The 4,722-nt window shown below is 71.3% G+C and carries 6 protein-coding genes; 1 reads left to right on the plus strand and 5 read right to left on the minus strand.

Features of this window, described 5'->3' with window-relative positions:
• Positions 1–128 precede the first annotated feature (128 nt).
• From ABZ749_RS29620 to ABZ749_RS29640, 5 genes are all read right to left on the minus strand, one after another.
• Positions 129–449: a DUF1416 domain-containing protein gene (locus ABZ749_RS29620; protein WP_355005813.1), complete on the minus strand. Its 321-nt coding sequence runs from the start codon at positions 447–449 to the stop codon at positions 129–131.
• Positions 450–451: 2 nt separating this feature from the next.
• The gene (locus ABZ749_RS29625; RefSeq protein ID WP_355005814.1) at positions 452–1,300 is read right to left on the minus strand and encodes a sulfurtransferase; all 849 of its coding nucleotides are present in this window, start codon (positions 1,298–1,300) and stop codon (positions 452–454) included.
• A gap of 206 nt (positions 1,301–1,506) precedes the next feature.
• The gene (locus ABZ749_RS29630) at positions 1,507–1,584 is read right to left on the minus strand and encodes an Ms5788A family Cys-rich leader peptide (RefSeq protein ID WP_310503780.1); all 78 of its coding nucleotides are present in this window, start codon (positions 1,582–1,584) and stop codon (positions 1,507–1,509) included.
• A 105-nt stretch (positions 1,585–1,689) separates the two neighbouring features.
• Complete coding sequence (locus ABZ749_RS29635) at positions 1,690–2,478, minus strand: DUF2993 domain-containing protein (protein WP_357233570.1); 789 nt, start codon at positions 2,476–2,478, stop codon at positions 1,690–1,692.
• A gap of 104 nt (positions 2,479–2,582) precedes the next feature.
• Positions 2,583–3,641 (minus strand): hypothetical protein, encoded by a 1,059-nt coding sequence (locus ABZ749_RS29640; RefSeq protein WP_357233572.1) that lies wholly within the window; start codon positions 3,639–3,641, stop codon positions 2,583–2,585.
• Positions 3,642–3,882: 241 nt separating this feature from the next.
• On the opposite strand from ABZ749_RS29640, the gene ABZ749_RS29645 reads away from it, so the two are divergent.
• A complete protein-coding gene (locus tag ABZ749_RS29645) occupies positions 3,883–4,602 on the plus strand; it encodes a response regulator transcription factor (RefSeq protein WP_357233574.1) in 720 nt (239 codons plus the stop codon).
• Positions 4,603–4,722 lie beyond the last annotated feature (120 nt).

Consider the following 4,722-nt stretch of genomic DNA (forward strand, 5'->3'; position numbering starts at 1 on the left):
CGTGCCCGGCCTCCCGGTCCCGGACGCCGGCCGGAGGCGGGGCGGTGTCCGCGCCGGGTTCGCCTACCTGCGACCGGGGCCAGCCACCCCCGGGAGGGTGACCGGCCCCGGTCGATCAGAGCAGTGGGTCAGGCGACGGTGACGGCAACCTCGTTGACGCCTCGGCCGGCAGTGACGGCGGTGTCGCCGTTGCCGTGCCGGGACAACGCCCGCAGCGTCCAGGAACCCGGTGCGGCGAAGAACCGGAACTGCCCGGCGGACGAGGTGACCACCTCGGCGGTGAACTCACCGGTCGAATCGAGCAGCCGGACGTACGCGCCGGGCACCGGCTCGGCCTCGGCGGAACGGACGATGCCGGTGATCACGGTTTCCTTCTCCAGGTCCAGGCTGGCCGGCAGCGGCGCGGCCTGGTCCGGTGCGGCGCAACCCGCGGCGGTGGGAAGAGTCATGATCATGCCTCCCCGGGTTCGTCGCCGAGCGCGACCGGCACACCGACCAGCGAGCCGTACTCGGTCCAGGAGCCGTCGTAGTTCTTGACGTTGCGGTGACCCAGCAGCTCCTGGAGCACGAACCAGGTGTGCGACGAGCGCTCACCGATCCGGCAGTACGCGATGGTCTCCCTGCCGTCGTCGAGCCCCGCGTCGCCGTAGATCCTGCGCAGCTCGTCGTCGGACCGGAAGGTGCCGTCCTCGTTGGCCGCCTTGGACCACGGCACGCTGATCGCGGTGGGGATGTGGCCGGCCCGCTGCGCCTGCTCCTGCGGCAGGTGGGCGGGGGCGAGCAGGCGACCGGCGAACTCGTCCGGGCTGCGCACGTCGACCAGGTTCTTGGTGCCGATCGCCGCGACGACCTCGTCGCGGAACGCCCGGATGGAGGTGTCCGGCTCCTGCGCGACGTACTGCGTCGCCGGGCGGGACACCGCGTCGGTGACGAGCGGACGGGCGTCCAGCTCCCACTTCTTACGGCCGCCGTCGAGCAGCTTCACGTCCCGGTGGCCGTAGAGCTTGAAGTACCAGTAGGCGTACGCGGCGAACCAGTTGTTGTTGCCGCCGTACAGGACGACGACGTCGTCGTTGCTGATGCCCCGCTCGGAGAGCAGCGCCTCGAACTGCGACTTGTTGACGAAGTCCCGGCGGACCTGGTCCTGGAGGTCCGTCTTCCAGTCAATCTTGATGGCGCCGGCGATGTGGCCGGTCTCGTAGGCCGAGGTGTCCTCGTCGACCTCGACGAAGACGACGCCCGGGGCATCGAGGTTCTTCTCGGCCCACTCGGCCGAAACGAGTGCGGTGTCGCGACTCATCGAATCACTCCCTGGTGAGGATGGATGGTGAGCCAACGCGCGGAGATCGATGGATGCAACTGTCGCACCACGCGCGGGACCCAGCGGAAGGACGGGATCACGGGTTCGTGCGACGGCGCCGCTGCCGGGCGTTCGGTGGGATGACCGGAGGGTGTGAGAACCCCGTGCCGGTGGCCGCCGTCAGGCGGCCGGAGACAGCCCCGCCGTCAGATGACGGGGCGACACAGGCAGGTGGCCACGCGGCACAGGTCGACCGCGCGCCGTTTGGTGAGGTGGGTCCCCATGGCCAGGGAGCTTACCAGCCAGTGACCGTGCTGCCACTGGGCCGACCACCATCCGGGAATCGCCGGGATCGCCGGGGATTCCGGCGTCCCACCGCGCCTCCGGCGTCAGCCAGCGGAGTTGATCGGGACGTTCTTCGCGTCGACGGTGACCGCCAGCCCCTCCGGCAGCGGACGGACCTCGCGGACCGCGAGCTGGAACGGCAGCTCCGGCAGGGGAACATCGATGGAGATGCTCTTGGCGTAGTTGCTCAGGAAGGCCCGGGCCAGCGGCAGGTTCGGCAGACCGGCGGCGTCCAGGTCGTTGAACCGCAGGGCGACAGCGCCGTTGTCGGCGACCGTGACGTCGGCGGTGCCGCTGATGGTGAGCTTCTGACCGAGGATGTCGGCCGGGGCCGTGACGGTGAGCTTGCCGTTCTGCTCGCCGAGCGTGAGGCCCGGGCGCTTCAGCAGCGCGGCCAGACTCTCGTAGCTGATCGTGCCGGCGCCGTTGACGGTGTCCGCCACGATGTCACCCTGGCCGGTGCGCAGGGTGTCCAGCGAGGCCCGCACCTTGCGGGCGGTCACGTCGAGCACCGGGAGCCGAACGGCTTCGCCCTCGACCGGGGCCTGCACGTCCCGCAGGTTGATGGTGATCCGCTGGTAACGGCCATCCAGCACCTGGGTGAGGAACGGGGTCCCGCCCACCTCCACCTCAGGAGCGGCGGACTGCGCGCCCTGCTTGGTGATCTCCTGGCGGACACGGTCGGCGATCATCCGCTCGGCGACCCCGACCGCGACCCGGTCGGCGACCACCAGCAACCCCGCCAGCAGCAGGAGCAGCACGAACAGCCCGATGAGCAGCTTGCGGCCACGCCGTCGGGGTCGCGCCTGGTCCACCGGATAGTCCTGCGCCACGCCGCCTCCTGTCTCCGCCCGTCGCGCCGCGACGGGTCGTTCATACCGACGCCGCAGGGCGGCGCACCCGTAGGTACCCGACCGGCCCAGCGCTCAACCGCGACTCAGAGGAGAAGCATGCACATGGCGTACGCGGCGGGCGCCGCCAGGGCGAAGCCGCCGAGCGGGCCCTGCATGTGCCGGGCCACCCACATCGTGGGCGGTTCACCGGCCATCAACCGGCCCGCCTCCGCGTACCCCACGGCGAGATCGGAGAGGACGGCGGTGACCGCCGCGACCAGGCCGATCACGGCGGCCCGGGTCGGCGTGAAGGGAGCCACCAGGTAGCTGCCGAGGAGGGCGCTGGTCAGCGTGCCGACCATCGCGCCGGCCACCACGCCGGCGGCGCCCCGGGGCACCTGCGGTGCGAGCCGGGGCCAGGGCAGGACGGCGTCGGTGAGCCGGGCGACGGTGAGCGCGACACCGCTCGCGGTCAGGCAGACGGTGATCGCCTGCGTGCCGGCCGGGATCCGGCTGAGCACGATCAGGGTGCCGAAGGCCACCACCCCGACCACGATGAGCAGTGTGGAACCGACGGAGTCGGTGACCCGGACCCGGTCGACGCGACGAACCAGTTGGCCGAGCACCGCGGCGAGGAACCCACCGGCGGCCAGGTAGCCCAGCGGCGCCAGGCCGGCGACGTCGGTCTGCACCGCCGCGATGTCGACCAGCGCCGCGACAACGGCGCTGATCCCGGCGACCACCAACAGCGCGGGCGGACGCATCGCCATCGTCCAGGCGAGCACGAAGAGCAGTTGGACGCCGAAGATGATGAAGGCGAACGGCAGCCGGTGACCGGGACCCGACGTCTGCGCGCCGAGCACCAGGCCGACGCCGAGCAGGGCAGCGAAGCCGGCGATGGTCAGCGCCAGTTGACGGTGCACCGCGACCGGGGGAACGACCTCCTCTTCCGGCTCGTCGATCTCGTCTTCGGATCGGCGGGCCGGCTCGCCGGAGCGGCGGGCACGGCGGGGCCCACCTCGTTCGCGGCGGTCGCCATCGGTGGTGGCCGGACCGGTACGCGGCGCGGGCGGTTGGCCGCGCGTCGCTGCGGCGGCCGGACCCGGTTGGGGCCCGGCGGGCCACGATTCGCGGCCGGCCTCGGGCGAGGTGGAGGGAAACACGACCCGATCGTGCCAGACCGACGGCCCGACGCGGTGGTCAAGGGTTTCAGCGACGTTAAAAACCGGGCCACGATCAGGGGCAAGCTAGACAAACGGGAAATGGCCTGACGGCGCGGCCGAGGCGATCGGTTAGGCTCAACGCGTTACCCGCCCGTCAGCGACGCCGGGACCACGCAATTTCTCAGCGCACTCCTTGAAGAGTGCGACTGGTCGCGTGCGGCCTTGCGCCGCCGGGACGGAGGTGATCGTGGAGATCCTGCTGCTGGTGACCGCGCGCGCAGGAGAACCGTCGGCTGTGCTGCCGGCGCTCGACCTGCTACCGCACTCGGTCCGCACCGCGCCGCGTGACGTTCGCACCCTGGTCGCGGGCCCTAGCCCCGACGCGGTGATGGTGGATGCCCGATCGGAGTTGAGCGAGGCCCGGGCGACCTGCCGGATGTTGCACGCCACCGGGCTCGGCGTGCCGTTGGTCGCGGTGGTGACCGAGGCCGGCCTGATCGCACTCAACGCCGACTGGGGCGTCGACGACGTCATCCTCGCCTCGGCCGGCCCCGCCGAGGTCGAGGCACGGCTGCGGCTGGCGGTGGGCCGGCTGAGCAACGCGACGGCTGGCGCGGGTGGCTCGATCCGGGCCGGCGAGTTGACCATCGACCCGGACACCTACGCGGCCAAGCTCAAGGGCCGTCCGCTCGACCTCACCTACAAGGAGTTCGAGCTGCTCAAGTTCCTGGCTCAGCACCCGGGCCGGGTGTTCACCCGGGACCAGCTCCTGCGCGAGGTCTGGGGCTACGACTACTTCGGCGGCACCCGCACGGTGGACGTGCACGTCCGGCGACTGCGCGCCAAGCTCGGCTCGGAGTACGAGTCGATGATCGGCACCGTTCGCCAGGTCGGCTACAAGTTCGTCGTGCCCCCGTCGCGGTCGCTTGTCGAGGCGGAGCACGCGCCCCTGCCGGTCTGATCCGGAGACGACTCCGGGCGATTTCCCATATGCCCTTTTTGCGCAGCTCGGCAGCTCTATTCTGACTGCCGGGTTTGTCGGAGACTGACCGCGGCGGCGACGCTGCTCGGGTAGGTCCGT

Origin of the sequence: Micromonospora sp. NPDC047753 (assembly GCF_040642735.1) — a bacterium.
Lineage (GTDB): Bacteria > Actinomycetota > Actinomycetes > Mycobacteriales > Micromonosporaceae > Micromonospora.

Excerpts from the sequence above, each read along its gene's own strand:
- ABZ749_RS29630 (WP_310503780.1), bottom strand. The coding sequence starts at position 1,584 with ATGGGGACCCACCTCACCAAACGGCGCGCGGTCGACCTGTGCCGCGTG.
- ABZ749_RS29625 (WP_355005814.1), bottom strand. The coding sequence starts at position 1,300 with ATGAGTCGCGACACCGCACTCGTTTCGGCCGAGTGGGCCGAGAAGAAC.
- ABZ749_RS29620 (WP_355005813.1), bottom strand. The coding sequence starts at position 449 with ATGACTCTTCCCACCGCCGCGGGTTGCGCCGCACCGGACCAGGCCGCG.